The 23,576-nt window shown below is 74.4% G+C and carries 25 protein-coding genes; 21 read left to right on the forward strand and 4 right to left on the reverse strand.

From position 1 onward, the window contains the following. Positions 1-21: 21 nt before the first annotated feature. On the reverse strand, positions 22-375 hold the full coding sequence (locus EIO00_RS20840) for an FKBP-type peptidyl-prolyl cis-trans isomerase (protein WP_277752895.1): 354 nt from the start codon (positions 373-375) through the stop codon (positions 22-24). On the opposite strand from EIO00_RS20840, the gene EIO00_RS24670 reads away from it, so the two are divergent. After that, positions 274-2,475 (forward strand): winged helix DNA-binding domain-containing protein, encoded by a 2,202-nt coding sequence (locus tag EIO00_RS24670; protein WP_161602766.1) that lies wholly within the window; start codon positions 274-276, stop codon positions 2,473-2,475. The genes EIO00_RS20840 and EIO00_RS24670 overlap by 102 nt on opposite strands. A gap of 91 nt (positions 2,476-2,566) precedes the next feature. Here EIO00_RS24670 and EIO00_RS20850 read toward each other — a convergent pair whose 3' ends face one another. Then, positions 2,567-3,358 carry a carbon-nitrogen hydrolase family protein gene (locus EIO00_RS20850; protein WP_140181574.1) on the reverse strand — a complete coding sequence of 264 codons (792 nt, stop codon included), beginning with the start codon at positions 3,356-3,358 and terminating at the stop codon, positions 2,567-2,569. A 108-nt stretch (positions 3,359-3,466) separates the two neighbouring features. Here EIO00_RS20850 and EIO00_RS20855 point away from each other — a divergent pair, with 108 nt between their 5' ends. From EIO00_RS20855 to EIO00_RS20895, 9 genes are all read left to right on the forward strand, one after another. After that, the gene (locus EIO00_RS20855) at positions 3,467-4,414 is read left to right on the forward strand and encodes an ABC transporter ATP-binding protein (protein WP_140181576.1); all 948 of its coding nucleotides are present in this window, start codon (positions 3,467-3,469) and stop codon (positions 4,412-4,414) included. Then, the gene (locus EIO00_RS20860) at positions 4,411-5,268 is read left to right on the forward strand and encodes an ABC transporter permease (protein ID WP_140181578.1); all 858 of its coding nucleotides are present in this window, start codon (positions 4,411-4,413) and stop codon (positions 5,266-5,268) included. The genes EIO00_RS20855 and EIO00_RS20860 overlap by 4 nt, the downstream gene beginning before the upstream one ends. 57 nt (positions 5,269-5,325) lie before the next feature. Continuing rightward, on the forward strand, positions 5,326-6,549 hold the full coding sequence (locus EIO00_RS20865; RefSeq protein WP_140181580.1) for a sensor histidine kinase: 1,224 nt from the start codon (positions 5,326-5,328) through the stop codon (positions 6,547-6,549). Next, positions 6,546-7,151 carry a response regulator transcription factor gene (locus EIO00_RS20870; protein WP_140181582.1) on the forward strand — a complete coding sequence of 202 codons (606 nt, stop codon included), beginning with the start codon at positions 6,546-6,548 and terminating at the stop codon, positions 7,149-7,151. Before EIO00_RS20865 ends, EIO00_RS20870 begins: the two co-directional genes overlap by 4 nt. Before the next feature lie 161 nt (positions 7,152-7,312). Continuing rightward, the gene (locus EIO00_RS20875) at positions 7,313-8,476 is read left to right on the forward strand and encodes a pyridoxal phosphate-dependent aminotransferase (protein WP_175596294.1); all 1,164 of its coding nucleotides are present in this window, start codon (positions 7,313-7,315) and stop codon (positions 8,474-8,476) included. 150 nt (positions 8,477-8,626) lie between these two features. Continuing rightward, on the forward strand, positions 8,627-9,577 hold the full coding sequence (locus EIO00_RS20880; RefSeq protein ID WP_241661491.1) for a carbamate kinase: 951 nt from the start codon (positions 8,627-8,629) through the stop codon (positions 9,575-9,577). A 4-nt stretch (positions 9,578-9,581) separates the two neighbouring features. After that, complete coding sequence (gene bar / locus EIO00_RS20885; protein WP_140181586.1) at positions 9,582-10,700, forward strand: barbiturase; 1,119 nt, start codon at positions 9,582-9,584, stop codon at positions 10,698-10,700. Positions 10,701-10,794: 94 nt separating this feature from the next. Beyond that, positions 10,795-11,499, forward strand: coding sequence for an SseB family protein (locus EIO00_RS20890; RefSeq protein ID WP_140181588.1), 705 nt, complete (start codon positions 10,795-10,797; stop codon positions 11,497-11,499). Further along, positions 11,483-12,103, forward strand: coding sequence for a prepilin peptidase (locus EIO00_RS20895; RefSeq protein WP_140181590.1), 621 nt, complete (start codon positions 11,483-11,485; stop codon positions 12,101-12,103). Before EIO00_RS20890 ends, EIO00_RS20895 begins: the two co-directional genes overlap by 17 nt. 54 nt (positions 12,104-12,157) lie before the next feature. On the opposite strand, the gene EIO00_RS20900 is transcribed toward EIO00_RS20895, so the two are convergent. Then, positions 12,158-13,195 carry an alpha/beta hydrolase-fold protein gene (locus EIO00_RS20900; RefSeq protein ID WP_140181592.1) on the reverse strand — a complete coding sequence of 346 codons (1,038 nt, stop codon included), beginning with the start codon at positions 13,193-13,195 and terminating at the stop codon, positions 12,158-12,160. 105 nt (positions 13,196-13,300) lie between these two features. Between EIO00_RS20900 and aroC the strand changes: the two genes are divergently transcribed. The 4 genes from aroC to aroQ are packed head-to-tail and all read left to right on the forward strand — an operon-like array spanning position 13,301 to position 16,522. Continuing rightward, positions 13,301-14,479: a chorismate synthase gene (aroC, locus tag EIO00_RS20905; RefSeq protein ID WP_140181594.1), complete on the forward strand. Its 1,179-nt coding sequence runs from the start codon at positions 13,301-13,303 to the stop codon at positions 14,477-14,479. 8 nt (positions 14,480-14,487) lie between these two features. Beyond that, the gene (locus EIO00_RS20910; RefSeq protein WP_140181596.1) at positions 14,488-15,003 is read left to right on the forward strand and encodes a shikimate kinase; all 516 of its coding nucleotides are present in this window, start codon (positions 14,488-14,490) and stop codon (positions 15,001-15,003) included. Continuing rightward, on the forward strand, positions 15,000-16,076 hold the full coding sequence (gene aroB / locus EIO00_RS20915; protein WP_140181598.1) for a 3-dehydroquinate synthase: 1,077 nt from the start codon (positions 15,000-15,002) through the stop codon (positions 16,074-16,076). Before EIO00_RS20910 ends, aroB begins: the two co-directional genes overlap by 4 nt. Next, the gene (gene aroQ, locus EIO00_RS20920) at positions 16,073-16,522 is read left to right on the forward strand and encodes a type II 3-dehydroquinate dehydratase (RefSeq protein ID WP_140181599.1); all 450 of its coding nucleotides are present in this window, start codon (positions 16,073-16,075) and stop codon (positions 16,520-16,522) included. The genes aroB and aroQ overlap by 4 nt, the downstream gene beginning before the upstream one ends. 301 nt (positions 16,523-16,823) lie before the next feature. On the opposite strand, the gene EIO00_RS20925 is transcribed toward aroQ, so the two are convergent. Further along, complete coding sequence (locus EIO00_RS20925; RefSeq protein ID WP_140181601.1) at positions 16,824-17,399, reverse strand: TetR/AcrR family transcriptional regulator; 576 nt, start codon at positions 17,397-17,399, stop codon at positions 16,824-16,826. Between the two features lie 146 nt (positions 17,400-17,545). Here EIO00_RS20925 and EIO00_RS20930 point away from each other — a divergent pair, with 146 nt between their 5' ends. The 7 genes from EIO00_RS20930 to EIO00_RS20960 all read left to right on the forward strand — a co-directional run bounded on the left by EIO00_RS20930 (position 17,546) and on the right by EIO00_RS20960 (position 23,548). Further along, positions 17,546-18,208: an enoyl-CoA hydratase-related protein gene (locus EIO00_RS20930; RefSeq protein WP_140181604.1), complete on the forward strand. Its 663-nt coding sequence runs from the start codon at positions 17,546-17,548 to the stop codon at positions 18,206-18,208. Between the two features lie 70 nt (positions 18,209-18,278). Next, positions 18,279-19,325, forward strand: coding sequence for an LLM class F420-dependent oxidoreductase (locus tag EIO00_RS20935; protein ID WP_140181606.1), 1,047 nt, complete (start codon positions 18,279-18,281; stop codon positions 19,323-19,325). A 55-nt stretch (positions 19,326-19,380) separates the two neighbouring features. Beyond that, entirely contained in the window at positions 19,381-20,463 is a 1,083-nt protein-coding gene (locus tag EIO00_RS20940; protein WP_140181608.1) for a M24 family metallopeptidase, read from the forward strand. Positions 20,464-20,509: 46 nt separating this feature from the next. Continuing rightward, the gene (gene efp / locus EIO00_RS20945) at positions 20,510-21,067 is read left to right on the forward strand and encodes an elongation factor P (protein WP_140181610.1); all 558 of its coding nucleotides are present in this window, start codon (positions 20,510-20,512) and stop codon (positions 21,065-21,067) included. After that, a complete protein-coding gene (nusB, locus tag EIO00_RS20950; RefSeq protein WP_140181612.1) occupies positions 21,067-21,483 on the forward strand; it encodes a transcription antitermination factor NusB in 417 nt (138 codons plus the stop codon). The genes efp and nusB overlap by 1 nt, the downstream gene beginning before the upstream one ends. 21 nt (positions 21,484-21,504) lie before the next feature. Then, entirely contained in the window at positions 21,505-22,275 is a 771-nt protein-coding gene (locus tag EIO00_RS20955; RefSeq protein WP_140181614.1) for a methyltransferase domain-containing protein, read from the forward strand. A 19-nt stretch (positions 22,276-22,294) separates the two neighbouring features. Beyond that, complete coding sequence (locus EIO00_RS20960; protein ID WP_140181616.1) at positions 22,295-23,548, forward strand: DNA polymerase IV; 1,254 nt, start codon at positions 22,295-22,297, stop codon at positions 23,546-23,548. Positions 23,549-23,576: the final 28 nt, after the last annotated feature.

Here is a 23,576-nt window from a genome sequence, read left to right on the forward strand (position 1 = left end):
GGCGCCCGCGCCGGAGCCCGATCAGGAGACGGACAGCAGGTCCACCACGAAGATCAGCGTCTCGCCCGGCCCGATCGCCGTGCCCGCACCGCGGTCGCCGTACGCCAGGTGCGGCGGGATCACCAGCCGGCGCCGGCCGCCGACCTTCATCCCGACCAGGCCCATGTCCCAGCCCTTGATGACGCGGCCGGCGCCGAGCCGGAACTCCAGCGGCTCACCGCGGTTCCACGAGGCGTCGAACTCCTCGCCGGTGGAGTAGGCCACGCCCACGTAGTGCACCGAGACCGTCGACCCCTTGACGGCCTCCGGCCCGTCGCCCTCGACGAGGTCGGTGACGTCGAGGTACGGCGTCGGCGGGCCGCCGGGGAAGTCGATCTCAGGTCGTTCAAGCGCCATCGCTGCTCTTTCCGTCTTCTTGCGTCTCTTCGTCGCCCGTCGCGCGTTCGGCGGTCTCCTCGCCGTCGGCCGTGGCCGCAGCCACCCTATAGGTGCCCGCGGCGCTATCCCGAAACGGGCGGGCGGCCGGACCGCACGGGGGCGGAGATCCGCCCGTTCGGCGAGGCGGGCGCGGTGGCGGCGGCCCGCCGGTTCCGCGAGCAGGGCGTCACCGCGATCGGGGTGTGCTTCCTGCACTCCTACGCCGACCCGGCGCACGAGCCGGCGATGCGCGAGGTGCTGCGCCGCGAGCACCCCGAGGCGGTGGTGTCGCTGTCGCGTGAGGCGCTGCGCGAGTACCGCGAGTACGAGCGGGCCGTCACGACGCCGGTGGACGCCGCGGTCAAGCCGACGATGAGGCGCTACATCGACCGGATCGCCCGCCGGCCGGAGCCGCCGGGACCGCCGCCGTCCTCGGTGGAACGGGAGGTGGAGACCGCCGTCGCGCGGACCGCCCGGTCGCCGATGATCCGCGACGCCCACGACTTCCGCGCCGGCGTCCGCGACCGGAGGCCGCGCAAGCTCGTCGGACGGTCGTGCTCGGCGCCGGCGCACCCGATCGTGCGGGACTTCCCCATCGAGACGATGCGCCCCGGGGACGTGTCCTTCCACGACGACGTGCACCTGCCGAGGGCGGCCCCGGCCGCCGGCTGTCGTCCGGAGGCCGCACCGAGTCGGAGTTCGACCGGCTGTGACCCGCCCGCGCCTCCGCGGGGCGCGGCGGCCCGGGCGGCCGGGACGGAAGCCGGCGGAGGAGCGGGCGTCCCGCCGATCCCCGTCCGCCGCGCGGACCCGGAGGGCCGGAATCGTCGGACCCCGATGGCACGATCGGCGAGACGACCCCCCGAGGAGGCGACGATGGCGACGGTGACCCTGGCGCAGGCGCGAGCCCATGTGTCGCTCAAGCAGGGATTGGCGGGGGAGGGGCTCGGGTCGGTCCCGGAGGTCCTCGACGCCACCGGCGGGATCTACGGCACCGCCCCGACCTGCTACCTGTCGTGCGCGGCGCGGATCCCCTCCTTCCGGCTCGCCGACCTGGACCGCGAGCTGTACGCGGAACGCGGTGCGGTCCGGCTGCGCGCCATGCGGGGGATGACCTACATCGAGCCGCTGCCGCTGCTGCCCGCCCTGCTCGCCTGCACCGGAGAGCCCCGCGACAGGACCCTCAGACGGATCTCCAAGCACGCCGGGATGACCGAGGCGCAGACGCTGGAGCTGGCCGACCGGATCGAGGCGGCGCTGGCCGGCCGTCCTCCGATGACCGTCCAGGAGATCCGCAGGGCCCTCGGCGGCGACCTGCCCGGCGGCTCCGGCGCCCTGCAGATGACGGTGGCGCTGCTGGCCCGATACGGCCGGATCGTGCGGGCCACGGTGCGCGGCTCCTGGCGCAGCGACCTGTACTCCTACGCCCGGTGGAGCGACTGGCTCGGCGCCCCGGCCGAGGAGATGGACCCCGCCGAGGCCCGCGTCGAGGTCGCCCGCCGCTATCTGCGCGCCTACGGCCCGGCGACCGCCGCCGACCTTGCGTGGTGGTCCGGCTGGACCAAGCGCGACACGCTTTCGGCGCTGGCCGCCCTGGGGGAGGAGACCACGCCGGTGTCGCTGGACGGAGGGGACGCCCTGGTCCTCACCGACGAGCTCGACGCCCTCACCTCCCTCGCCCCCGAGGACGGCCGCGGGGTGTGGCTGCTGCCGGTGTGGGACTGCTACTTCATGGGGTACGCGACCGGTCCGGAGGGGCGCGTCCGGCAGGTCCGCCCCCGGGACTATCCCCGCGTCTACGACGGCAGCGGCAACGCCACCTCGGTCGTCGTCCGCGACGGCACGGCCGCCGGGGTGTGGGAGCTGGACGCCGACGCGGGCGTCGTCACCGTCGCCCCGTTCGACGACGGCCTGCCGTGGGACGAGGTCGCCGCCCGGATCGAGGCCCTGGGGCGGGCCATCGGCGTCGACCTGCGGATGGAGCGCGCCCCCGCCCCCGGCCCGCTGTCGGAGGGGCCGCGCAACACGTTCCTGTCCCCGATCTCACTGCGTTCCTGACGGGCGGCGCGGCGCCGATCCGCCCCCGGCCCGGATCGGGGGGCGCCGGGACGGACGCGAAGGGCCGCGGAGAGGAGCGCCGCGGCGGGCGTCAGAACACGTCGCGGCGGCGATGCGCCAACGACGGCAGCATCCGGCGGACCCGCTCGGTGACCGCCGTGTCGATCTCCCCGGTCATCACCGTCGCGAACGGCCCCAGGTCCGCCAGCACCGTCCCCATCGGATCGACCAGCATGCTGCGGCCCACCCCGCCCGGGGCGCCCTTCGGCGGCGGGGTGCGGTCCGGCGCCTTGTCGACGGCGACCACCCAGGCGGTGTTCTCGATGGCGCGGGCCCGCACCAGCGTGGTCCAGTGCTCCTCCTTGAACACCCCCTGCGCCCACGCCGCGATGATCACCAGGACCTCCGCGCCCCGGTCCACCAGCGCCCGCGCCAGCTCGGGGAAGCGCACGTCATAGCAGGTGATCAGGCCGATCCGCAGACCCGCCAGCTCCACCACCGCCGGGGCGTCGCCGGGCGCGACCCGTTCGGACTCGCGGTCGCCGAACGCGTCGAACAGATGGATCTTGCGGTACGTCCCGACCAGCTCCCCGGTCCCGTCGATCGCCACCGCGGTGTTGTAGACCCGGTCGTCGCCGGCGGGTTCGAACACCCCGGCGATCAGCGCGATCCCGTGCTCGCGGGCCGCCTCCCTCAGCTCACCGACGAACGGCCCGTCCAGCGGCTCGGCGACCTCGGCCAGCGCGTTGCCGAAACGCACCTGCACCGCCTCCGGGAACACCGCCAGATCCGCCCCCGCGGCCCTCTCCAGGGCCGCGCGGATCTGGCCGAGGTTCTCCTTCGGGTCGTCGCCCACCGGGATCTGACACAGTGCCACGCGCATGCCCCCAGCATGACATGACAACTGTCATGCGCCTTCGCTGACAGCCGCGGCCCCGATCGGTGACAGCGGCGACTACTGCGCATTCCGCCCGGAACCGATCCTGGGGACATGAACACCGACACCGTCATCGAGGTGGCCGGGCTGCACCAGCGGTACGGCGAGTTCGAGGCCGTGCGGGGCGTGTCGTTCGACGTCCGCGAGGGCGAGCTGTTCGCGCTGCTGGGCACCAACGGCGCCGGCAAGACCACGACGATGGAGACCATCGAGGGCTTCCGCCCCGCCCATGCGGGCACCGTCCGGGTGCTCGGCCGCGACCCGCACCGCGACCGCCGCGCCGTCCGCCCGCACATGGGGATCATGCTGCAGGAGGGCGGGCTGTTCCCCGACCTGACCGTGGCCGAGACCGTCGACGTGTGGCGCGACGTCGTGCCCGGCTCCCGCCCCCGCGAGGAGGTGCTGGAACAGGTGGGCCTGGCCGACAAGGCCGACGTCCGCGTCCGGCAGCTGTCGGGCGGGCAGAAGCGGCGGCTGGACCTGGCCCTGGCGATCACGGCGAGCCCTCGAGTGCTGTTCCTCGACGAGCCCACCACCGGCATGGACCCCGAGGCCCGCCGCACCACCTGGCGGATCGTCCGCGGCCTGGTCGCCGACGGCGCCACCGTGCTGCTGACCACCCACTACCTGGAGGAGGCCGAGCAGCTCGCCGACCGGCTGGCGATCATGCACGAGGGCGAGGTCCGGGTGGCCGGCACCGTCGCCGAGGTGCTGGCCGGGCACGGCGACCGCATCGACTTCCGGATCCCCGCGCAGATCTCCGTCGCCGAGCTGCCGCGGGTGGGCGGCGTCGCCCCCCGGGTGTCGGCCACCCCGGCCGGGCCCGTCGCCACCTACGCGCTGACCGGGTGCAGCGTGCAGGGCGTGCTGCGCGAGCTGCTCGACTGGGCCGACGCCGGCCGGCTGGAGCTGGCCGGGCTGCAGGTCCGCAGCGCGTCGCTGGAGGACGTTTTCCTGCAGGTCGCCGGACACCCGGCGGTGGAGGAGGAGGCGCATCGATGAGCACGACCCGGAGCCGGGCCGCCGCCCCCGCCGCGGCCCGCGCGGATCTGCGGCCGATGCTGCGGCGGATGCTGCGGCTGGCCCGGCTGGACCTGACCCTGATGTGGCGCAACCGCAGCGCGATGTTCGGGGTGCTGGGGATCCCCGCGTTCTTCGCCGTGATGCTGGTGGTCGGCTCGGGCAACGGCAACACCACCGCCGGGATCGACGCGGTGCTGTACACCGGCACCGGCGATCTGGCGTTCTTCCTGATCTTCGCGGTGTTCATCCACCTGACGACCGGCTTCACCGCCCGCCGTGAGGAGCTGACCCTCAAGCGGCTGCGCAGCGGCCCGCTGTCGGACCTGGAGGTGCTGGGCGGCAGCGTGCTGGGGGCGGTGCTGATGTACTTCGCCCAGTCGGCCGTCCTCATCGCGATCATCGTGACGGTGCTGGACGGCGGCCCGCCCGCCGACCCGGTGCTGCTGCTGGTCGGGATGCTCGGCGGCGCGGCGGTGTGCGCGCTGCTGGCGGCGGCGCTGTCCGGGGTCACCGCGACCGCGGAGATGGCGCAGTTCACCGTGCTGCCGATGCTGCTGGCGTCGATGGGGCTGTCGGGGTTCATGTTCCCGCTGGACGACATGCCCGCCTTCGTGCAGGCCGTCGGCCGGGCGATGCCGCTCACCCCCGTCGTGGAGATCCTGCGCACCGCCTACCTGGGGCGCGACTACACCGTCGGCGGCGACCACGCGGCGCTCGGCCTGGTGGAGGGCTGGGCGGCCTGCGCCCCCTCCCTGCTCGCCCTGGCGGCCTGGGGCGCGGCGGGCGCGTGGCTGGCCCGGCGGTACTTCCGGTGGGAGCCCCGGCGCGGCTGATCCGGCCGCTGCGACGGACGCTCGACGGCCGTTACGCTGAACGGGATCGTGAAGGGTGTGGGCGACGTGAAGGAGACGGGAACCTCGGCCGACATCGCCGAGCGCGCGGCCCGGAGGTTCGAGACGGCGCGCCGGATCACCGAGGGCACCTTCGGCGCGGCGAGCGTGGGCCTGGCCGTCGGTATCGGCGTCAACACCGCCATGCTCTACACCGACGGGGAGATCGGCCTTCCGTTGGTGGTGCTGCTGGTGGCGGGGCTGGCGGCCTTCACGGTGCTGTACATGCGGCTGGCGCGGGCCGGGATGCAGGGCCGCGCCCCGGTGCGGGAGCTGGTGGTCAGCGCGCTGCTGGCGGCGGCCCTGGCCCTGATGGTCTTCGAGAGCCCGATGTGGATCATGGTGGGGCCGTTCTGGGCGTCGGCGGCCGTGCTGTGCCTGCCCGGCCTGCGGAACCTGCTCCTGGTCTGCGTCGGCACCTCGGCGCTGATGGCCACCTTCAGCGTGGTCGCCTCCTGGGAGCGGGCGCACTGGTTCATGTGGCCGGTGATGTTCCTCATGTGCATGGTGATCTGCGGCCTGGCGGTGGGCGGCAACATGGCGCAGAAGTGGCTGTGGGACGTGATGCAGGAGGTCCACGCCGCCCGTGAGGCGCAGGCCCGGCTGGCGGTCACCGAGGAGCGGCTGCGCTTCGCCCGCGACCTGCACGATCTGCTGGGGCACAACCTGTCGCTGATCGCGGTCAAGAGCGAGCTGGCCATCCGGATGACCGAGGCCGACCCCGCCCGCGCCCGCGCCGAGATGGCCGATGTGCGGACCGCCGCCCGGGACGCGCTCCGCGAGGTCCGGGCCGCGGTCCGCGGCTATCGGGTGGTGGAGCTGGACAGCGAGCTGGCTGGCGTCCGCGCCGTGCTGGAGGCCGCCGGAGTGCGCTGCACCGTGCCGGAGGACCCCGGCGGGCTGCCCGAGGAGATCGGCGGGGCGCTGGCCTGGGTGGTCCGCGAGGGCGCCACCAACGTGCTCAAGCACAGCGAGGCCCGCCGCTGCGACATCACCCTGGCCCGCTACGACGGGTCGGTGGTGCTGGAGATGACCAACGACGGCGCCCGCCCCGCGGCCGACGGCTCCGGCACCGGGCTGACCGGCCTGACCGAACGGCTGGCCGCGGTCGGCGGCACGCTCACCGCCGAGCACACCGGTCACGGCCGGTTCCTGCTGCGGGCGGTCGTCCCGCTGCCGGGGCGGTCCGAAGGCGCCGACGAGTCGTTGCGGAGCGTGGCGTGATCCGGATCCTGCTGGCCGATGACGAGCACCTGATCCGCGGTGCCGTCGCCGCCCTGCTCGGTCTGCAGCCCGACCTGGAGGTGGTCGCCGAGGTCGGCCGCGGTGACCGGGTCCTGGACGCGGTCGCCGCCCACGACCCCGACGTGGCCGTGCTGGACATCGACATGCCCGGGCTGGACGGGCTGACCGTCGCCGAGCGCCTGCACGAGTCCGGCGCCCGCTGCGCCGTGTGCATCCTCACCAGCCTGGGCCGCCCCGGCTATCTGCGGCGGGCGATGGCCGCCGGGGTCCGCGGCTTCATCGCCAAGGACGCCCCCGCCGAGGACCTGGCCGCCGCCATCCGCAAGATCCACGCCGGGGGCCGCTACCTGGACGCCGAGCTGGCCGCCACCGCCATGGCCGCCGGCGACAACCCGCTCACCGAGCGGGAGCGCGAGATCCTCCGCCTGATCGGCAGGGGCGTGGAGGCCCCCCGCATCGCCGCGACGCTGCACCTGTCGGAGGGCACCGTCCGCAACTACCTGTCCAGCGCCATGACCAAGCTCGGCGCCGGCAACCGGCTGGCCGCCGTCCGCGCCGCCGAGGACATGGGCTGGATCTGACCCCTCCCCGGTGCGGGCGGCCCCGCGCGGGGCCGGACCCGGCGGGGCGACCGCGGGCCAGAGGGACGGGCCGTGCACGCGGGACGCGCGGGGCGCGCGAGGCGTGCGCGGATCCGGGGCCGTCGTGGGACGGCGGGGCCCGCGGCCCGTAGGCTTGCCGCGTGAGCGAGCCACTCGTGTCCCGCATGCAGGGTTTCGGCACCACGATCTTCGCGGAGATGACCGCTCTCGCCGTGCGCACCGGCGCCATCAACCTCGGTCAGGGCTTCCCCGACAGTCCCGGTCCGCGGCCGATGCTGGAACGGGCCGCCGCCGCCATCCGCGACGGCGACAACCAGTACCCGCCCGGGCCCGGCGTCGCCGAGCTGCGGGAGGCCGTCTCCCGGCAGCGGGCGCAGCGGTACGGGCTCGCCTACGACCCCGACGGCGAGGTCCTGATCACGGTGGGGGCGACCGAGGCCGTCGCCGCCGCGATCCTGGCGCTGGCCGGACCGGGCGAGGAGGTGGTGGTCTTCGAGCCCTACTACGACTCGTACGCGGCGATGATCGCGCTGGCCGGGGCGGTGCGGCGGCCGGTCACGCTGCGGCCCGAGGGCGGCCGGTTCACCTTCGACCCCGACGAGCTGCGCGCCGCGGTCGGCCCCCGCACCCGGATGATCCTGGTGAACTCCCCGCACAACCCGGTGGGCACCGTGTTCACCCGCGAGGAGCTGGAGGTCATCGCGGAGCTGTGCCGCGAGCGCGACCTGATCGCCGTCACCGACGAGGTGTACGAGTACCTGACGTTCGACGACGCCGAGCATGTGCCGCTGGCCTCGCTGGAAGGGATGCGGGAGCGGACCGTGGCGATCTCCTCGGCGGGCAAGACGTTCTCGGTCACCGGCTGGAAGGTCGGCTGGGTCACCGCGCCCGCCCGGTACGTGCGGGCCGTGCAGACCGTCAAGCAGTTCCTCACCTACACCGCCTCGGCCCCCTACCAGCGGGCGGTCGCCTACGCCCTGGAGAACGAGCTGGCCTGGGTGGCGGGGCTGCGCGCCTCCCTGCAGGCCAAACGGGACCGCCTGATCACCGGGCTGGAGGCCGCCGGGTTCACCGTGTTCCGACCGCAGGGCACCTACTTCGTGCAGGCCGACATCCGTCCGCTCGGGTTCGCCGACGGCATGGAGCTGGCCCGCGCGCTGCCCGACAAGGCCGGGGTGGTGGCCGTCCCGTCCCAGGTCTTCTACGACCGCGCCGAGGCGGGGGCGCGCTTTTTGCGGTTCGCGTTCTGCAAGCGGGACCATGTGATCGACGAGGCGGTCGCCCGCCTGTCGCGGCTGCGGTGAGGGAGGACGCGGCCGCGGCGAGGACCCCGCCGAGGCCGCGGCGGCCCGGTCTCCTCAGCGCCTCATCGGCCATAACCTGCCGAAACAGCGCTCTCCGTTAGGCGGATTTCGCCCATGAGCCGCCCGCCCGGCCGGGGCTACCTTCGGCAGGTGGGCACCTCGGGCGAACGGCTGCTGGTCGCGCTGGGCGGCAACGCGATGACCGCCCCCGACGGCAGCGCGGCACCGCGGGATCAGGAGGCGGCGGTGCGGGTGGCCATGGAACGGGTGGCCGACGTGATCGCCGAAGGGCGCCAGGTGGCCCTCACCCACGGCAACGGCCCCCAGGTCGGCAATCTGCTGATCAAGAACCAGCTGGCCGTCCGGGTGGTGCCGCCGGTGCCGCTGGACTGGTGCGGCGCGCAGACCCAGGCCACCATCGGGATGCTCATGGTCGGGGCGCTGGAGCACGCGCTCGCCGAACGCGGCGCGCCCCGCCCGGTGACCACCGTGATCACCCGGACCCTGGTGGACGTCGCCGACCCGGCCTTCCGGCACCCCAGCAAGCCGATCGGCCGGTACTTCTCCGAGAACGCCGCCCGCTCCTTCATCGCCCGCGGGGAGAGCTGGCGGTCGTTCGGCGCGCGCGGCTGGTGGCGGGTGGTGGCCTCCCCGGAGCCGCTGGAGATCCTCGACGTCTCCGCGGTGGAGGCGCTGATGGCCGCCGGGCACGTGGTGGTCGCGGCCGGCGGCGGGGGAGTGCCGGTGGCCCGCGCCGCCGACGGCTCCCTGCACGGCGTGGAGGCCGTCATCGACAAGGACCTGGCCGCCGCGCTGCTGGCCCGTCGGATCGGCGCCGCCGCTCTGATCATCGCCACCGACGTGACGCACGTCATGCTCGGCTACGGCACCTCCCGGCAGCGCCCGCTGACCCGCGTCACCCCCGAGGAGCTGCGCGCCCTGGCCGCCGCCGGGCACTTCGCCGAGGGGAGCATGGCCCCCAAGGTCGAGGCCGCGCTGCGGTTCATCGCCGGCGGCGGGCGGCGAGCCGTGATCACCGCGCTGGACCGCATCGCGGATGCGGTCCACGGCGACGCCGGAACCGTCATCGAGGAGGACTGAGCGCATGCCTCACGCGACGCCCGATCCGATCGAGGTGCGCAAGGTGCCGATCAAGCACGTCGCCGACGCCTCCGGACTGGCCGAGCTCATCGACGCCGGGGTGATCGAGGCCGACCGGGTGCTGGCCGTGATCGGCAAGACCGAGGGCAACGGCGGCGTCAACGACTACACCCGCATCCTCGCCGATCGGGCGTTCCGGGAGGTGCTCATCGCCAAGGGCGCCCGCACCCCGGAGGAGGTCGCCGAGGTGCCGCTGGTGTGGTCGGGCGGCACCGACGGGGTGCTCAGCCCGCATGCGACGATCTTCGCCTCCGTCGACCCGGCCCGGGCCCCGGCCACTGACGAGCCGCGGCTGTCGGTCGGGATCGCGATGAGCGAGGTGATCCTGCCCGAGGACATCGGCCGTCCCGCCATGGTGGAGAAGGTCGCCGCGGGGGTCCGCGAGGCCATGAAGGTCGCCGGGATCGACGATCCGGCCGACGTCCACTACGTGCAGACCAAGACCCCGCTGCTCACCCTGGACGCCGTCAACGACGCCAAGAGCCGGGGCCGCGACGTGGTCACCGAGGACACCCTCAAGTCCATGGACGTCTCCAACTCCACCACCGCCCTCGGCATCGCCGTGGCACTGGGGGAGATCGAGATGCCCGCCGCCGAGCAGATCCACCGCGACCTGTCGCTGTACTCGTCGGTGGCGTCCTGCTCCTCGGGGGTGGAGCTGGACCGGGCGCAGATCGTGCTGGTGGGGAACGTCCGCGGCATCGGCGGCCGGTACCGCATCGGCCACTCGGTGATGAGGGACGCGCTGGACGCCGACGGCATCTGGGAGGCGATCCGCTCCTCCGGCATCGAGCTGCCCGAGCGCCCCCGCCCCGACGACCTGGACGGACGGCTGGTGAACGTGTTCCTCAAGTGCGAGGCCGACCCCAGCGGCCGGGTGCGCGGGCGCCGCAACATCATGCTGGACGACTCCGACGTGCACTGGCACCGGCAGATCAAGGCGTGCGTCGGCGGGGTCGCCGCCAGCGTCACCGGGGATCCCGCCGTGTTCGTGTCGGTCGCCGCCGTGCACCAGGGCCCCTCCGGGGGCGGACCCGTGGCGGCCATCGCCGACCTGGGCTGAGTCCACCGCCGCGGCGCCCCCTCCGGGAGCCCCCGGCATGCGGAGGGGCCCGCGGCGGCCGTCGGCGGCGGTGGGGGCGTATACGCTCTCAGGCGTGTCCGGACCATCCCTGATCAGACCCCAGTTCCCCGACGACGACGGCGGCGCCCACCCCGGGCTGCGGGACGCGCTGGCCGCCTACGAGGCGGGGCGGGCCGGTGAGCACGCCGTTCTGGAGCAGCTCGCCGCGGCCCGGCTGCTCGTCCCGGTGGTGGCGATCCTCACCGAGGAGGAGGACGTCGCGCCGGGCGAGCCGCGCCGGGAGAAGACCAGCGAAATGGCCACCCCCACGCTGATCGGCGAGGACGGGCGGCGCGGCTTCCTGGGCTTCACCTGCCTGGAGACCCTGCAACGCTGGCGGCCCGACGCCCGGCCGGTGCCGGTGACGGCCGTCGACGCCTGCCGGGCCGCCCTCCAGGAGGGGGCCGACGCCCTGGTGGTGGACGTGGCGGGCCCGGTGCCGTTCGCGGTGGACGGGCTGCGGCTGCACCTGCTGGCCGAGGGCCGCCCGGTGCCGCCGCCGCACGAGGACCCCGAGGTGCTGGCCGCCGTCGACGCCGCGTTCGGCGGCGAGGAGGGGGTCCGCGGGGTGCGGGTCGGGCCGGGCCGGTCCGCCGAGCTGGCCATCAGCTGCGGCATCCTGCCCGGTCACGACGAACGGGCCACCGTCCAGCGGGTCTCCGACCGGCTCGCCGAGCTGCTGCGCGGCCGGATCGTCGGCGGGGTCGAGCTCACCGTCAGCCGTGTCGCCTCCGGCTGAGGCCGCCTCCTCCGCGGAGGACGCCCCGCGCGGATGGGCGGCGCTCGCCCCCGCCGCCCGCCGTCCCGTCCTGACCGCCGTCCTCACCCTGACCGCGGTCGCCGTCATGTGCTGGCGGTTCGGGCCGCGCCCGGAGACGGCGGCGTTCGTCTATCTGAGCGCGGTGGCGGTCCCGCTCGCCGTCGTCGACGCCGCCACCCGCCGGCTGCCCGACGCGCTGACGCTGCCGTCGTATCCGATCGCCGCCGCGTTGCTCGGCACCGCGGCGCCGTTCACGGCGGACGGCGGCGCGCGCTACCTGCAGGCCGTGGCCACCATGGGCGTGCTGTGGCTGCTGTACGCGGCCCAGTGGTTCGCGCTGCCCGGCGGGCTCGGCTTCGGCGACGTCAAGCTGATGGGCGTGCTGGGGCTGTACCTGGGCTGGTTCGGGCCCGCGGCGACCGTGCTCGGCCTGCTGGCGATCCATCTCGTCGGCGCCGTGGTCGCCGCGGTGCTGCTGCTCGCCCGGCGCGCCCGCCGCGGCTCCCAGATCCCCTTCGGCCCCTCGATGGTCGCCGGGGCGCTCGCGGTCATCGCCTGGCAGGCGCCCGGCTGGCCCGCCTGACCTTCGGCCCGCGCACCCGTCGCCCGCCCGCGCCGCCCGGGCCCGCCGGGAGGCTCACCCCGCGTCCCGCGGGGCGATCCGGCGGCACAGCCAGGCCAGCGCCAGGGGATAGCGGTACTCGATCCTGCCGTGCCCGGCCTCGAACAGCTCGAAGCGGATCCGCTCCTCGGGCAGCCCCGCGTCGACGATCGCCTGACGGAACGCCTCGGCGCCGACGTCCAGGTACCACTCGTCGCGCGTCCCGCCGTCGATCCACACCGCCCGCAGCGAGCGCACCGCGTCCGCGTGCCGCGGCGCCATCCGCACCGGGTCCAGGTCCAGCCACCGCCGCCACAGATGAGGCCGCAGCACCCCGGTGCGCGGGTCGAACGGCAGCTCGGGGGTGCCGTCGTCCCGGGCCGAGAAGCACGCCGACACGCCCAGGACCATCAGCAGCGGCTCGTCCTCCTCGCGGGTGAAGGCCGTCCGGCCGCGAAAGTCCGCCCACCAGGCCCAGATGTCCCCGTCGTAGCGCCGCAGGTATCGCACGCATCGGGCGAACTCGGGCAGGTAGCAGTACTCGTACAGCGCGTCCCCCGCATGGGTGGCCAACGCCCCGAACAGGTCCGGCCGCAGCATCGGCGTGATCATCGCGCCGAACCCGCCGCTGGACTTGCCGGCGATCGCCCGGTGGTCCCGGTCGGGCAGCGTCCGGTAGTGCGCGTCCACCCACGGGACGATCTCCTCGCACAGGTAGGAGTGGTACGGCCCGGTGCCGGGGGAGTCCACGAACTGGCTGCCCCCGTAGGCCGTCCACGCGTCCACGTACACCAGGATCGCCGCGGGCGCCTCGCCCCGGGCGAACAGCGCGTCGGCCGCCGCGGGGAACGGATCGCGGTAGGGGATCCGGTTCCACCACATCTCCAGCCGCCCCGTGTACCCCATGATCACGTACACGGTGGGGTAGCGGCGGTCCGGCTCCTCGTCGTAACCGGGCGGCACGTACACCCACAGCGGCCGTTCGTGCGGATCGCCCAGCGGATTGCCGCGCAGCAGCTCGCTGGTGAACACGTGCTCGTCGATGCGGCCGGACAGCTCCTCGCGGTTCGGCATTCGGCTCCTCCAGGGGTCGTCGTCCCCGCAGACGCTAACGCCGCCGCGTCTCACGGTGCGGACCGGCGCACCGGACACCGGCCGGAACTCAATAGGATCGACCGCATGCTGCGCTGGTTGACCGCCGGAGAGTCCCATGGCCCGGCCCTCGTCGCGATCCTCGAAGGGCTCCCGGCAGGCGTCCGGGTGACCTCCGCCGACATCGCCGAGGCCCTGCGCCGCCGCCGGCTCGGGCACGGGCGGGGCGCCCGGATGAAGTTCGAGCAGGACGAGGTCACCGTCGTCGGGGGGATCCGGCACGGCCGCACCCTCGGCGGCCCGGTGGCCATCGAGGTCGGCAACACCGAGTGGCCCAAGTGGCGGACGGTGATGGCCGCCGACCCGGTGGACCCCCAGGTGCTCGCCGACCAGGCCCGCAACGCCCCGCTCACCAGGCCCCGCCCCGGCCACGCCGACCTGGCCGGGATGCAGAAGTACGGCTTCGACGACGCCCGCCCGGTGCTGGAGCGGGCCAGCGCCCGGGAGACCGCGGCGCGGGTGGCGCTGGGGGAGGTCGCCAAGGCGTTCCTGCGGCAGGCGCTCGGCGTGGAGGTGCTCAGCCACGTGGTCGAGCTGGGCGAGGTGGCGGCCCCCGAGGGGCTGCGGCCCACGCCCGCCGACCTGGCCGCGATCGACGCCGACCCGGTCCGCTGCTTCGACCCCGAGACCAGCGCCGAGATGGTCGCCCACATCGACGAGCTGCGCAAGGCCGGCGACACCCTCGGCGGGGTGGTGGAGGTGCTGGCCTACGGGCTGCCGCCGGGCCTGGGCAGCCACGTGCACTGGGACCGCCGGCTGGACGCCCGGCTGGCCGGGGCGCTGATGGGCATCCAGGCGATCAAGGGCGTGGCGTTCGGCGACGGGTTCGAGACCGCCCGCCGCCCCGGCTCCAGGGCGCACGACGAGATCGAGCGCACCGAGGAGGGCATCCGCCGCCGCAGCAACCGGGCCGGCGGCGTCGAGGGCGGCATGACCACCGGCGACGTGCTGCGGGTGCGCGCCGCGATGAAGCCGATCTCCACCGTGCCGCGGGCGCTGGACACCGTGGACGTCGTCACCGGCGAGCCCGCCAAGGCCATCAACCAGCGCAGCGACGTCACCGCGGTGCCCGCCGCCGGAGTGGTCGCCGAGGCGATGGTGGCGCTGGTGCTCGCCGACGCCGTGCTGGAGAAGTTCGGGGGCGACTCGGTGGAGGAGACCGCCCGCAACGCCCAGGGCTACCTGTCCTCGTTGACGATCAAGTAGGGACCGTCATGATGCGACCCGCGGCCGTGCTGATCGGCGCGCCAGGCTCCGGCAAGTCCACCGTCGGCCGGGGGCTGGCCGAACGTCTGGGCCTGCCGTTCCGCGACACCGACGCCGACGTGGAGGCCGTCGCCGGCAAGCCGATCAGCGAGATCTTCATCGACGACGGCGAGGAGCGCTTCCGGGCGCTGGAACGCGAGGCCGTGGCCCGGGCGCTGGCCGAGCACGAGGGGGTGCTGGCGCTCGGCGGCGGGGCGATCCTGGACCCGGGCACCCAGCGGGCTCTGTCCGGCCATGTCGTGGTCTACCTGCAGGTGAGCCTGTCGGAGGCGGTCAAGCGGGTCGGTCTGGCCTCGGCCCGGCCGCTGCTGGCGCTCAACCCCCGCAGTCGGCTCCGCAAGCTGCTGGAGGAACGGCTGCCGATCTACGAGCGGCTGGCGACGATCTCGGTGGACACCACCGGCCGCGAGGCGGCGGAGGTCGTCGAGGAGCTGGCCGCCGCGCTGACGAAGGAGGCCCGGTGAGCGCCACCAGGATCGGAGTGCGCGGCGCGAGCCCCTATGAGGTCGTCATCGGCGCCGACGTGCTGGGCGAGCTGCCCGGCCTGCTGGGGGAGCGGGTCCGCACCGTCGCCGTGGTGCACGACGAGGGCCTGCCGGAGATCGCCGAGCGGGTCTGCCGGACGCTCCGGGAGGCCGGCTGCGCCGCGCACCCGCTGCCCGTCCCCCGCGGCGAGGCGGCCAAGGAGATCGGCGTGCTGGCCGGGCTGTGGTCGGACTTCGCCCGCCTGGGGATCACCCGCAGCGACGCGATCGTCGGCGTCGGCGGCGGCGCCGCCACCGACCTGGCCGGGTTCGCCGCCGCCTCCTGGCTGCGCGGGGTGCGGTCGGTGCTGGTGCCCACCACCCTGCTGGGCATGGTGGACGCCGCGGTCGGCGGCAAGACCGGGATCAACATCGCCGAGGGCAAGAATCTGGTGGGGGCCTTCCACCCCCCGGCGGGGGTGCTGTGCGAGCTGTCGACGCTGGCGACCGTGCCGCGCCGGGACTACATCAGCGGCCTGGCCGAGGTGATCAAGGCCGGGTTCATCGCCGACCCGGAGATCCTGGAGCTGGTCGAGGCCGACCCCGCCGGCGCCGCCTCGCCCGCCGGGCCGCACACCCGCGAGCTGGTCGAGCGGGCCGTGCGGGTCAAGGCCGAGGTGGTCTCGGCCGATCTGCGCGAGAGCGGGCTGCGGGAGATCCTCAACTACGGCCACACGTTGGGGCACGCCATCGAGAAGGCCGAGGACTACCGCTTCCGGCACGGTCACGCGGTCGCCATCGGCATGGTCTACGCCGCCGCGCTGGGCCGGCTGACCGGGCGGCTGGACGAGGCGACCGTCGAGCGGCACCGCGCCGTGCTGACCTCCGTGGGGCTGCCGGTCTCCTATCCGGCCGACGCCTGGCCCGCGCTGCGCGAGGGCATGCGGGTGGACAAGAAGGCGCGGGGCGCCACGCTGCGCCTGGTGGTGCTGGACGGACTGGCCCGGCCCGGCCGGCTGGAGGGCCCCGACGAGGAGCTGCTGGCCGCCGCCTACAAGGAGATCGCCGAGTGAGACACGTTCTGGTGCTCAACGGTCCCAACCTGCGCCGCCTCGGCACCCGCGAGCCGGAGGTGTACGGGGTGCAGACCTTCGCGGACCTGGAGGCGCTGTGCCGGGAGACCGGGCGCCGGCTGGACCTGCACGTGGATGTGCGGCAGACCGACGACGAGGCCGAGATGGTCGGCTGGGTGCACGAGGCGGCCGACTCGCGGCTGCCGATCGTGATCAATCCGGCGGCCTTCACCCACTACTCCTACGCGCTGCGCGACGCCCTGGCCCAGCGGACCGCGCCGCTGGTGGAGGTGCACATCTCCAACCCGGCGGCCCGGGAGGAGTTCCGGCACACCTCCGTGGTCGCCGGCGTCGCCGACGGCACCGTCGCCGGGTTCGGCCTGTACTCCTATGTGCTGGCGCTGCAGGCCGTCGCCGAGATGCTGGAGCGGGGGGAGGCCCGCTGAGCGGGCTCCCGCCGTGCCGCGGCGGCGGGAGGAGATCGTGCGCGGGATCCGCGCGGTCGTCGCCGTCGGCGCGCTGATCGCCGCCCGGTCGCAGGACATCCGCCTCCCCCGCAGGGCGGGAGCCGCGGGCCGGCCGGCCTCGCGGCGGGCGCCCGGTCCGACCCGGCCGCCGCCTCGCCGCCCGCCGGGCCGAGGCGTCCTCCGCCCGAGGCCCGGCCGGCCGCGGCCGGCGGCGTGACCGGCGGGACGGTCTGTGGGGGCCTCCGGCGGACGCCCGCCGCGCCGGGCGGCCCCGGGCCGTTCAGCGGTCCGGGACGGCGGCGCGGGTCAGTTCCTTGAGCTCGGCGACCACGTCGTCGAGCGGGCGCACGTCGCGGTGCGCCCGGCACAGGATGGTGGCGCCCTCCACGGCGGCCACGATCAGCCGGGCCAGGCGGGCGGCGCGCTCGTCGGGGACGCCCGCGTTGCCCAGCCCGGTCGCCAGCGTGTCCTCCCAGCGCGTGAACACCGCGGCCGCCGCCTCGGCGAGCTGCGGCGCCTCGTCGTGGGATTCGACGGTGACCGCGACCACCGGGCAGCCGGCCCGGAACTCGCTGCGGATCAGCACCGAGCGCCACCAGCCGATGAACGCGTCGACCGCCGCCGTGGGGTCGCCGCCCTCCACGGCGGCCCGGATCCCGGCGTCCAGGAACTCACCGGCGTAGCGGACCGCCTCCTGGGCGAGCTGGACCTTGCCGCCGGGGAAGTGGTGGTAGATCGATCCGCGCGGCGCCCCGCTGTGCGCGATCACGTCCCGGAAGCCCGTTCCGCTGTAGCCGCGCTCGCGGAACAGGTAGGCGGCGCTGCGGACCATGCGTTCCCGGCTGTCGGATGCCATGGACACCGATTATGACATTCATCATAAGCATCGCGGGTTGTCCATGACGGTCGTCATACTCCAAGCTTCGTGCGACGGGCGTCGTGCCGAGCGCAGGGATTACCGCTGGGTAAGGTCATGCCGACCGTCACGGGAAGGAGACCGGCATGATCGACCTGCGGCGCGAGGGCGAGGTGTTCGTCCTGCGCTTCGACCACGGCGAGAACCGCTTCCACCCCGACTTCCTGGACGCCGTGCTCGGCGCGCTCGACGCCGTCGAGCGGGCCGAGGGGCCGCGCGCCCTGGTCACGGTCGGGACCGGCAAGTTCTACTCCAACGGGCTGGACCTGGACTGGCTCGGCGCCAACTCCGACCGGCTGAAGTGGTACCTGGGCCGGGTCCACGAGGTCTACGCGCGGATGCTGTCGCTGCCCATGCCGACCGTGGCGGCCGTCAACGGACACGCCTTCGCCGGCGGGGCGATGCTGGTGCTGACCCATGACCTGTCGGTGATGCGCACCGGACGCGGCTACTTCTGCCTGCCCGAGGTCGATCTGGGCATGGCGTTCACGCCGGGGATGAACGCGCTGCTGCAGGCCCGGCTGCCGAAGGTCACCGCGCACGAGGCGATGGTCACCGGCCGCCGGTACACCGCCGAGGAGGCGCAGGCCGCCGGGATCGTGGGACGGGTCGCCCCCGAGGAGGAGGTGCTGCCGACCGCGGTGGCCCGGGCGGCGGAGCTGGCGGGCAAGGACGGCGGCGTGGTCGCCCGCATTCGCACCGCCCTGTACCCGCAGGTCCTGGAGGCGCTGCGGGGCCCGGTGTCGTGACCGGGTGGAGTGAGGTTACGCTCGACGCCCAACAGAACTTGATTCGGTTCATGTCGAGAGGGGACGCCGGATGCGCATCGGGATGCCGCTGAGCTACGCGGGCGGGTTCAAGGAGACCGTCGAGGAGCTGGCCGACTTCGAGAAGGCCGGGCTGGACATCGTGTTCGTCGCCGAGGCCTACAGCTTCGACGCGGTCAGCCAGCTGGGCTACATCGCGGCCAAGACCGAGCGCCTGCAGATCGCCTCGGGCATTCTGCCGGTCTACACCCGCACCCCCACCCTGCTGGCGATGACCGCGGCGGGCCTGGACTACGTCTCCGACGGGCGCTTCACCCTCGGGCTCGGCGCCTCCGGCCCCCAGGTCATCGAGGGCTTCCACGGCCTGCCCTACCACGCCCCGCTGGGCCGCACCCGCGAGGTCATCGAGATCTGCCGCAAGGTCTGGAAGCGCGAGCGGGTCCACTACGACGGCAAGTACTACAAGCTCCCGCTGCCGCCCGAGCAGGGCACCGGGCTCGGCAAGGCGCTCAAGCTGATCAACTACCCGGTCCGCGACCGGATCCCGGTCCACATCGCCGCCATCGGCCCCAAGAACGTCGAGATGGCCGCCGAGATCGCCGAGGGCTGGCAGCCGATCTTCTACCTGCCGGAGAAGGCCGCCGAGGTGTGGGGCCCCTCGCTGGCCGCAGGCAAGGCCAAGCGCGCCCCCGAGCTGGGCGAGCTGGACGTGGTCGCCCAGGCCCCGCTGGCCATCGGCGACGACGTGGAGGAGCTGCTGGAGTTCGGCCGTCCCATGGTCGCCCTCTACGTCGGCGGCATGGGCGCCAAGGGCAAGAACTTCTACAACGACCTGTGCCGCCGCTACGGCTGGGAGAAGGAGGCCGAGGAGATCCAGGACCTCTACCTGGCCGGCAAGAAGGACGAGGCCGCCGCCAAGGTCCCCGTCGAGCTGCTGCGCGGCATGTCCCTCATCGGCCCCGAGTCCCACGTCAAGGAGCGGCTGGCGGCGCTGAAGGAGTCCGGCGTCACCACCCTCAACGTCACTCCGTTCGCCGGCGACCACAAGGCCCGCCTCGCCCTGATCGAGAAGATCAAGGAGCTGGCCGCCGACGTCTGATCGCGCACGGGGCGGGCGGCGCCGGCGCCGCCCGCCCCTGCCGTAAGGTGTCGCCATGGGTGATGTGCACATCGTCCGCAGACGGGCGCTCGCCGCGGCGCTGGAGGAGTCCGGGCTGGACGCGGCGCTGATCACCAGGCTCGTCAACGTCCGCTACCTCACCGGGCTGGTCAGCTCCAACGCCGCCCTGCTGGTGCGGGCCGACGGGTCGGCCGTGCTGGCCACCGACGCCCGGTACGCCGGCATCGCCGCCGTCGTCTGCCCCGACCTGGAGACCGTGGTCGACCGGCGGACCGCCCTCGTGCTGGCCGAGCGGGCGGCCGCGGCGCCGTCCCCGGTGCGGCTGGGCTTCGAGGACCACCACGTGACGGTGCGGCAGCACCGGGAGCTGGCCGCCGTCGCCGACTCCCTCCTCCTCGCCCCGCTGGAGGGGGCCGTGGAGCGGCTCCGCACGGTCAAGGACGAGACCGAGCTGGCCGCGCTCCGCCGTGCCTGTGCCATCACCGACGCCGCCTTCGAGGCCGTGCTGCCGCTCATCCGCCCCGGCATGACCGAGCGCGAGCTGGCCCTCGCCCTGGAGCGGCGGATGGTCGACCTGGGGGCCGAGGCGCCCGCGTTCGACTCCATCGTGGCCGCGGGCCCCCACGGCGCCCTCCCGCACCACCGCCCCGGCGACCGGCCCCTCGCCGAGGGCGACCTGGTCACCATGGACTTCGGCGCCCGCTGCGACGGCTATCACGCCGACATGACCCGCACCGTCGCGATCGGCCGCGTCGCCGACTGGCAGCGGGAGATCTACGAGCTGGTCGCCGCCGCCCAGCGGGCCGCCGTGCGGGCCGCGGTGAACGGCGCCGAGACCATGGCCGTCGACGCCGCCGCCCGCGACCTGATCCGCGACGCCGGCCACGGCGACCATTTCCCGCACGCCGTCGGGCACGGAGTGGGCCTGGAGATCCACGAGGCCCCGCTCATGGGGTACGACAAGACCGGTAGACTGAGCGATCGGGCCACGATCACCGCTGAGCCCGGGGTGTACCTCGCCGAACGGGGCGGAGTGCGCATCGAGGACACCCTGGCGGTCCGCGCGGACGGGCCCGAGATCCTCACCAAGACGACCAAGGACCTGCTCGTGGTGTGACGCCGGGATCGGCGTCGCCGGGCGGGCCGCGACCGGGAGAAGCACCGTGGCCACCACGAACGACCTGAAGAACGGCATGACGCTGAAGCTCGACGGCCAGCTGTGGACCGTTCTGGAGTTCCAGCACGTCAAGCCAGGCAAGGGCGGCGCGTTCGTGCGCACCAAGCTCAAGAACGTGCTCTCCGGCAAGGTCGTGGACAAGACCTTCAACGCCGGGGTCAAGGTCGACGTCGCCAACGTCGACAAGCGGGAGATGCAGTACCTCTACCGTGAAGGCGAGGACTTCGTCTTCATGGACACCGAGACCTACGACCAGCCGCACATCCCGGCCGCCACCGTGGGGGACGCCGCCAACTACCTGCTGCCCGAGCAGACCGCGGTGGTCGCGTTCCACAACGGGACCCCGCTGTACGTGGAGCTGCCCGCCGCGGTGGTGCTGGAGATCACCCACACCGAGCCGGGCCTGCAGGGCGACCGGTCCACCGGCGGCACCAAGCCCGCCACCCTGGAGACCGGGGCGGAGATCCAGGTGCCGCTGTTCATCGGCACCGGTGAGAAGGTGAAGGTCGACACCCGCACCGGCGAGTACCTCGGCCGAGCCTGATGGCGGCGCGCACCAAGGCCCGCAAGCTGGCCCTGGACATCCTGTACGCCGCCGAGATGCGCGGCGAGCGGCCGATGGACGTGCTCGCCCAGCGGGGGCGTCCCAACACCGACGAGATCGCCGCGCGCGATCACGCGATCCGGCTGATCGAGGGGGTCCAGGAGCACCAGGAGCGGATCGACGAACTGCTGGCGACCTACGCCACCGGCTGGTCCCTGGACCGGATGCCGGCCGTCGACCGCAATCTGCTGCGCCTGGGCGCCTACGAGCTGCTGTGGGTCGACGACGTGCCGGACGGGGTCGCGGTCGCCGAGGCGGTGGCGCTGGCCACCGAGCTGTCCACCGAGGAGTCGCCGCGGTTCGTCAACGGCCTGTTGTCGCGGCTGCAGCGGCTCAAGCCCTCGCTCGCGCTGTAGCGGCGGGTCTGGAGTCGTCCGATGACCGATGCGAGCCGCACCGCCGCCGGTGCGCACCTGGGCGCCCGGGGGGCCGGGCGGGTGCGCACCGCCGTGGTGTGGGACGTGCTGCGCCGCACGGTGGAGGAGCTGTCCGGGCCCGACGGCCGGCGGCTGGAGGTGATCGACGCCGGCGGCGGCACCGGCGGGTTCGCCGTGCCGCTGGCCGGGCTGGGCCACCGGGTGACGGTGGTGGACGCCAGCCCCGACGCCCTGGCCGCCCTGGAACGCCGCGCCGCCGAGGCCGGCGTCGTCGTCGACTCGGTGCAGGGCGACGCCGGGGAGCTGCTCGACCTGGTCGGCGCCGACCGGGCCGATCTGGTGCTGTGCCACAGCGTGCTGGAGTACACCGACGACCCGGCCGCGGCGATGGCCGCGCTGGCCGGGACGGTGCGCCCGGGCGGCGCGGTGAGCGTGCTGGTCGCCGGGCAGGTCGCCGCCGCCGTGCACCGGGCCCTGGCCGGCCACTTCGGCGAGGCGCGCCGGGCTCTGGAGGACCCGGCGGGCCGATGGGGCGAGCGCGACCCCGTTCCGCTGCGCTTCACCCGCCGGATGCTGACCGACCTGGTCACCGGGGCGGGGCTGCGGGTGGCCGAGCTGCACGGAGTGCGGATCTTCGCCGATCTGGTGTCCGGCGGAGTGCTGGACGACCCGGAGGCGGTGGGCGCGTTGATCGAGCTGGAGACCGCCGCCGCCGTGCACCCGGTGCTGCGCGACCTGGCCACCCAGCTGCACGTGCTCGCCCGCCGATGATCCGGCTACCCTCGGGCGGGTGAGCAGGAAGCAGCGGTTGCCCCGCCCGGGCCCGCCGCCGGGTCCGCCCGCCGACGACACCGGCTGCGACGTCCTGCACGTGGACATGGACGCGTTCTTCGTCAGCGTCGAGCTGCTGGAGCGTCCGGAGCTGCGCGGCCGGCCGGTGATCGTGGGCGGCACCGGAGGGCGCGGGGTGGTCGCCTCGGCCTCTTATGAGGCGCGGGCGTTCGGGGTGCACTCGGCGATGCCGATGGCCCGGGCCCGGCGGCTGTGCCCGCAGGCGGTGGTGCTGCCGCCCCGCCACGACCGGTACGCCCGGGTGTCGGCCGCGGTGATGGAGATCTTCCGGTCCGTCACCCCCCTGGTGGAGCCGCTGGCCCTGGACGAGGCGTTCCTGGACGTCTCGGGGGCCCGCCGGCTGCTGGGCCGCCCCGCCGAGATCGGCCGGCTGATCCGGGAACGGGTCCGCGCCGAGCAGGGCATCACCTGCTCGGTGGGCGTCGCGACCACCAAATTCGTCGCCAAGCTGGCCTCGACCCGCTGCAAACCGGACGGGCTGATGGTGGTGCCCGCCGACCGGGTCACCGACTTCCTGCATCCGCTGCCGGTGGCGGCGCTGTGGGGCGTGGGGGAGCGCACCGAGGGCCATCTGCTGCGGCTGGGCCTGAAGACCGTCGGCGACGTGGCCCGGGCGCCGGTGGAGGCGCTGCGCCGTGAACTGGGCGACGCGCTCGGCTCCCACCTGCACGAGCTGGCGTGGGGACGCGACCCGCGGCGGGTCGCCCCCCATGCGCCGGACAAGAGCGTCGGCGCCGAGACGACCTTCGATGAGGACGTCGCCGAGCCCGAGCGGATCCGGCGGGAGCTGCTGCGGCTGTCGGAGAAGGTCGGCGCGCGGTTGCGCGCGGGCGGCCACTGCGGCCGGACGATCGGCGTCAAACTGCGCACCGCCGAGTTCCGCACCCTCACCCGCGCCCGGACCCTGCCCGAGCCGACCGACACCTCCCGCGTGATCTACCTCACCGCATGCCGGCTGTACGAGGCGGCGGGCCTGGAGCGGGTGCCGCTCCGGCTGGTCGGCGTGCGCGTGGAGAACCTGGTCGCCGGAGGCACCCCTCTCCAGCTCGCCCTGGACGAGACGGAGGGCGGCTGGCGGGAGGCCGAGCGTGCGATGGACCGGGTGTCCCGCCGGTTCGGCCGCGGCGCGATCCGCCCGGCGTCCCTGCTGCCCCTCACGCGCCGGACCGACGATCACCGTGACCGGCGATGAGGACGATGGTCCCGGGGGGCGTGGGACT

Origin of the sequence: Thermomonospora catenispora (assembly GCF_006363815.1) — a bacterium.
GTDB classification, from domain to species: Bacteria; Actinomycetota; Actinomycetes; order Streptosporangiales; family Streptosporangiaceae; genus Thermomonospora; species Thermomonospora catenispora.